Raw genomic sequence first — 5,673 nt, forward strand, 5'->3', positions numbered from 1 at the left:
CGGGCTGCAAATGTGAAACTGTGCGAGTTTATAGCACTTTCAGGCCATTTTTCGTGCGATTTGTGCCATAAACGCGGTCAGTAACCCGGATCATCCCCGTCGCCGCCAGCCATAAACGCGGTCAGTAACTCGCATTGAAGTAAGAAGCAGAAGGTCCCCACCGGTCGACACGCTGAGCAGACGCACTTTTGCCTATTACCCCGCGATTGCCGCGCACTCCGGGACCCCAGAAATACAAAACCCACGCAGAAATTACTTTCCGCGTGGGAGAATCACGGCTCACAGCATGAACACAGCATGAACCTTGCAGATCGAGGTCTACGAGCCAAACCGAGCAAAAGCCCAGTTCAGAACCGAACTCAGCCCCGAACTACTAAGCTTTACAGAGGCTTCACATCCAGAGCCTGCGGGCCCTTCTGGCCTTCACCAATCTCGAACTCGACTGCCTGGTTCTCTTCCAGCGTCTTGAAACCAGTGCCCTGGATCTCGGAGTAGTGAACAAACACGTCGTTGCCACCGTCAGCTGGGGCGATAAACCCGAAGCCCTTCTCCGAGTTGAACCACTTCACAGTACCCTGTGCCATTACAAAACTTCCCAACTTCAGGATTCGATAAAACAAGTATTCGCCACACGCATTTGACCACTCACAATGGGGCGACCACGACCCGAACACCCTTCCGCCTCATGCGGGCTTTTGCTGGGTGCCCTTTGGCGGGCGATACACTCAAAAAGTCTGCCACGTTTGGGGCGCAAGCGCCGATTAGGAACAGCTCCTTGCCACCCCCGTAAACCCGCGTTCGGGGTCCGGAGAAACTGAGTTGCCGAATAGCGAAAAAGTGGCTGGTTGGAAGCGTCGTCAAGCATATGAAGTGCGCGTTTGCTGGAAAGGTTGGTGTCTGTGGAGTCGTTTGGACGGGAGTTGCTGGAGCCAGTTATCCGTGCGCATCCGCGGGCGACGGTGACGCACATTGCGGATCTTCCTGCGCGCGCGGGCGTAACCGCGCCTTGGCCTGAGTGGGTACCGGACTGGCTGAAAGAAGTGCTGGTAGATCGCGGAATTGAGAACCTGTGGACTCACCAGGCGACAACCGCGAACCTCGCCCGCGAGGGCGTGCACTGCGTCGTTGCGACGGGTACGGCGTCGGGTAAATCGCTCGGCTATCTGCTGCCCGTGCTCACAGAACTGTCCGCCACCCCCGCGGCCACGGCGCTGTACCTCTCCCCGACCAAAGCGCTGGGCGCCGATCAGCTCGACACGGCACGCGCGATGGCACCGGCGTCGCTGAGCTCGCTGATTTCGCTTTACGACGGCGACACCCCGCAAGACGCCCGGCGTGCGATTCGCGACCATGCCCGTTGGGTGTTTACCAACCCCGATATGCTGCATGTTTCGGTCCTCGGCAATCATGTTCGGTGGACGCGGATGCTGCGCAACCTGCGCTATATCGTCGTCGACGAATGCCATGCCTATCGAGGCGTATTCGGCGCCAACGTCTCCCAAATTCTGCGTCGCCTTCTGCGGCTGTCCCGGGAATATGGCGCCTCGCCGACCGTGATTTTTGCCTCTGCGACGACCAACGACCCTGCTGACCAGGCTCGTCGCCTCATCGGCGAGCCTGTCGAGGCCGTCACCGAAGACGGCGCCCCGGTCGGTGAGCGGACTATCGCCCTGTGGGAACCCGGCCTGCTCCCCGACCTCCAAGGCGAGAACGGTGCCCCCGTGCGCCGCCCCGCCCCGACCGAGGCCGCAGATATCATGGCCGACCTGCTCGTCGAGGGCGCCCGCACCCTGACCTTCACCCGTTCGCGAAGCAGTGCTGAGAAGGTAGCGCTCGGCGTGCGCGAGCGCCTGGAGAAGCGCCGCCGCAGCGATATCGCCGAGCGCATCGAGTCTTACCGCGCCGGCTACCTGGCCGAAGAACGCCGCGACATCGAGCGCATGCTCGATGACGGCACCCTGCTGGGTGTGGCCACCACCAATGCACTGGAGCTGGGCATTGACGTCGGTGGCCTCGACGCGGTGGTGCAGGCCGGTTTCCCGGGTACGGTGGCTTCGTTCTGGCAGCAGGCCGGCCGCGCGGGCCGTCGTGGACAGGGTGCGCTGGTGGTGTTGGTGGCTCGCGATGATCCCATGGACACTTACTTGGTTCACAACCCTTCGGCACTGTTGGGCCGGCCGGTGGAGAAGACCGTCTTCGATCCCCGTAACCCGCATGTGGTGTGGTCACACCTCTACTGCGCGGCTGTGGAGAAACCCGTCACCACCAGCCAGCTTCAGGCATGGGGAACCCTGCCCGTAGCCGAAGACATGGTGTCAGCGGGCTGGTTGCGCAAGCGCACCTGGGAAGGACAAGAACCCGTCTACTACCCGACCGACCGCGATGAGGGGCCGCGCATTGCCACTGCCCACGATGCCGTGAACGTCCGCGGTGGTGATGGCCAGGAAGTGGCCATCGTCGACCAGACCGATGGTCGACTGCTTGGCACCATCGATCTTGGCCGTGCGATGCAGCAGGTCCACGACGGTCCCGTCTACTTGCACCGCGGCGAGTCCTACCTTGTCGACCAGCTGGACTTCGACAGCCTCGTCGCCCTGGTCCACCCCGAGCAGCCACGCTATTCCACCAGCTCACGCATGGACACCACCATTCGCATCCTCGATGTTGACGACATGCGCCATTACCAGGGCTTACAGGTCGCTTCCTGCCAGGTCGAGGTTTTTCATCAGGTCACCTCCTATCTTCGTCGCTTGGATACCGGCGAGATTCTCGACAGTGTTGAGCTTGACTACCCTCCGCAGCGTTTGGTCACGCGAGCCGTGGCCTACACAATGCCCGAGTCCACACTGCGCTCGTGGGGCGTGGGCTCTGACATCGCGCCGGGGGCTCTCCACGCAGCCGAGCACGCGGCTATCGGCATGCTGCCGCTGATTGCCACCTGCGACCGCTGGGACATCGGCGGCGTTTCCACGGTCATGCACGCCGATACCCAGCAGCCCACCGTTTTTGTTTACGACGGGCACCCTGGTGGTGCAGGATTCGCCGACCGTGGCTACGATGCCTTCGCTCAGTGGGTTCGCGCGACTCGCGATGCTGTCGCCGCCTGCGAGTGCGAATCCGGTTGCCCATCGTGCATCCAGTCGCCCAAGTGCGGCAATGGCAACGATCCGCTGGACAAGGCCGGCGCAATCAAAGTGCTCAGTGGAGTGTCGCGCGCGCTTAACGACGGCCCGTAGCAGCATCCTCCACCGCGACCGGCCCTGCTCTGGACGTGGCTTTTCTCGCCTTTCGTTGGACGCTGACCTGCACGTCCTCCCCATCGATCTCGCAGGCCACAAGACGTGCGTGGTTAGCTTTTGCGATTGACCCAGCGGCTTTGCAGGCATCGTCGCTCTCTTGCGCAGCCACGGCACCGGCCACCGCGGCCAGATCCGCTGCTACCGCTGCCTGCCGAGCCTGCACCCCCCTCACCCCGGCTGTAACTCCAACCAAAGTCAGAATGACGAAAGCAGTGTTGAACAGTGCGGCTGCGACTGTGGTGGAACCATCTTCTTCGCGTAAGAGGCGGGCTGTCATGTTTCTCATGACGATGCCGCTCTTTCCTGCAGGGCAACCGCGCGTACTTCCAGCGTAAAAGGCCCCGCTGAGCGCCGAATGGTCACGCGCACGGTACCGGAGGTTTCCGATATCGCGACCTGTCCATCCGCGTCGGCGCGGAGCTCGGCTACTGTCTCCGCATCGCCCCGCGCCTCAGCCCGTGCGATGGCTCCGGCTGCGTCGGTAAGCCCTAGGTACATTGCGATGGTGACCAGCCCTGGCAAAGCCGTGACCATGACCGTGACCAGTGCCGCGAGACCGAAAGCGGTTTCTACCGTGGTTTGGCCTTCGTCGCCGACGCACAGGCGATGAAGCGTAGAGCGGATGCGGCTAGACATCAGTGTTGAGCGCCCTTTCGATGATGTCAGTGAGTGCCTGGGTGATATCTCCGCCGGTCACGACGGTGTAGAGCAGGGCTCCGAAAGCGGCAGCAGCAATCGTTCCCAAAGCGTATTCCACGGTCGACATGCCGTTTTCCTCAGTTGCCAGAGCACGCAAGCGCTTGTGGAAATACGAGCGCAGCTGGGACTGTGCAGTGGTCAATGGATTGGTTGGAAGGCTAGTTAGACGGTTGGTTGGACGGCTGGAGTTTTGAGTGGTCATGAGTGTCTCCCCCTATGTGGAAGTCGAGTGATAGGTCAGTTGTGAGATGTGATGTGCATTGACGCGCGTTGACCCGCGCTGACGCATGGTGGATCGCGGATTAGCCGGCGGCCCACGCGCACCGGCGAGGACGCAACCGAAAGCGCAACCAGCACTGCATCCGGCGCGTGCCAGCGCGCGAGGCTGGGCGCAGAGGTGTCCAAGCATCATCACGGCATCAGCCCTGCAAACATTTCGTCGGCAAGCCCGGCGATGGTGGGCACCAAACCAAGCACCACAAACGCGGGTAGAAAGCACAACGCCAGCGGCCCGGCGATGAGGACACCGGCCTTTTCGGCGACGGCTTGCGCCGCGTCGTGCGCTTGGCTGCGGTACGTGGCAGCGGTGTCCTCCATTGCCTGCGCCAGGCCGGTGCCGGATTCGCTTGCGCGACGCCCAGCAGTCGCCAGGGGCACGAGCGCGGGTGTGGCAGCAAGGCTCTCCCAAGCGGAGTGCGCGCCCACAGACAACCTGGCGGAACACTGTCGAAGTGGCTCGGCCAACTCCGGGTTTGCGCCATCGGCGGCTGCTTCCATGGCCTGGGACAATGGCATACCGGAGCTCAAACAAGCACCAATGATGTCGAGGGCCGCCGCGGCATCAAGCAGCACAGCCGGGCTGATGCGCTCACCGCCAATGACAGTTCGCACACGTTCCCTCACCTGTGCGGCAATCTGCGCAACCCGACTGGTCACCTGCCGGCGCACGCTTCCTCGCGTACGAGCATCCGACTCCGCTACCAATTCGGGCAGTCGGCTGCGGACGGGATTGAATGTCGGCAAGCAGAGGTAGGCAGCGATGAGAAGTGCGGCGGCGATCATTGTCCGGCCTCCGCACGATCGATGATCGCGACGGCCCATTCTATGCCCGCGCACACCAGCCCGACACCGATGACCAGCACAATTCCTCCGATACCGCGACTGAGGAACTCGAATGGGGACGCTCCGAAAGCTTGCCCCATAATCAGCCCGAAGACTGGGAGCGAAGCCAAAATGGCAATCGTCATGCGTGGTCCCGCCAGCGCAGCGGAGGTCTGAGAACGATGTGCCTGACGAGCCTGCAGATCACCCCGCGCGCAGTCCAGTAACCCGGCCAAACTCAGACCATGTTGCTGCGCCACCGTCCACATACGCCCAATCCGACGCAGTTGCTCCGAAGACTCTTCGGTCTCCCACGGGTCGGCGAAGTTCGCGCGGTGCGCCGCGTGCGCAAGATGATCGGCCAGCACAGTCATGTCCTCTGCCCTGCGCAATTCCGCTGCTGCCGCGTTGAGCGCTCTTGAGGCCGCCGCACCTGCACGCAACTGCGCGGTCAAGGTTTCCAGCGCTACCGCAGCGCTGTCCGCTTCCCGACGTTCACAGCGCCTAGTCCCCACAGCGCGCACTACGGCCCCTGCGGTGCGGCCCAGCAATAGCCCGGCGATGGCACCTGGAA

At 62.6% G+C, this 5,673-nt stretch carries 7 protein-coding genes; 1 reads left to right on the plus strand and 6 read right to left on the minus strand.

The window, feature by feature from the left end; translation table 11 throughout:
• Positions 1-380: 380 nt before the first annotated feature.
• Positions 381-584: a cold-shock protein gene (locus tag HMPREF3011_RS09470; RefSeq protein ID WP_005511370.1), complete on the minus strand. Its 204-nt coding sequence runs from the start codon at positions 582-584 to the stop codon at positions 381-383.
• 315 nt (positions 585-899) lie between these two features.
• On the opposite strand from HMPREF3011_RS09470, the gene HMPREF3011_RS09475 reads away from it, so the two are divergent.
• On the plus strand, positions 900-3,236 hold the full coding sequence (locus HMPREF3011_RS09475; RefSeq protein WP_070841433.1) for a DEAD/DEAH box helicase: 2,337 nt from the start codon (positions 900-902) through the stop codon (positions 3,234-3,236).
• On the opposite strand, the gene HMPREF3011_RS09480 is transcribed toward HMPREF3011_RS09475, so the two are convergent.
• From HMPREF3011_RS09480 to HMPREF3011_RS09500, 5 genes are all read right to left on the minus strand, one after another.
• A complete protein-coding gene (locus HMPREF3011_RS09480) occupies positions 3,220-3,585 on the minus strand; it encodes an Rv3654c family TadE-like protein (protein ID WP_083327088.1) in 366 nt (121 codons plus the stop codon). The two genes, HMPREF3011_RS09475 and HMPREF3011_RS09480, sit on opposite strands and share 17 nt — an antisense overlap.
• Entirely contained in the window at positions 3,582-3,935 is a 354-nt protein-coding gene (locus tag HMPREF3011_RS09485) for a TadE family type IV pilus minor pilin (RefSeq protein ID WP_070841434.1), read from the minus strand. The genes HMPREF3011_RS09480 and HMPREF3011_RS09485 overlap by 4 nt, the downstream gene beginning before the upstream one ends.
• The gene (locus HMPREF3011_RS09490; RefSeq protein WP_210401659.1) at positions 3,928-4,119 is read right to left on the minus strand and encodes a DUF4244 domain-containing protein; all 192 of its coding nucleotides are present in this window, start codon (positions 4,117-4,119) and stop codon (positions 3,928-3,930) included. Before HMPREF3011_RS09490 ends, HMPREF3011_RS09485 begins: the two co-directional genes overlap by 8 nt.
• A 290-nt stretch (positions 4,120-4,409) precedes the next feature.
• Entirely contained in the window at positions 4,410-5,060 is a 651-nt protein-coding gene (locus HMPREF3011_RS09495; protein WP_070841436.1) for a type II secretion system F family protein, read from the minus strand.
• Positions 5,057-5,673 (minus strand): type II secretion system F family protein (locus HMPREF3011_RS09500; protein WP_070841437.1); only part of this gene is annotated, 617 nt, incomplete at its 5' end. The genes HMPREF3011_RS09500 and HMPREF3011_RS09495, both read right to left, overlap by 4 nt.

The organism is Corynebacterium sp. HMSC074C04 (assembly GCF_001838295.1).
Classification (GTDB): Bacteria; Actinomycetota; Actinomycetes; order Mycobacteriales; family Mycobacteriaceae; genus Corynebacterium; species Corynebacterium amycolatum.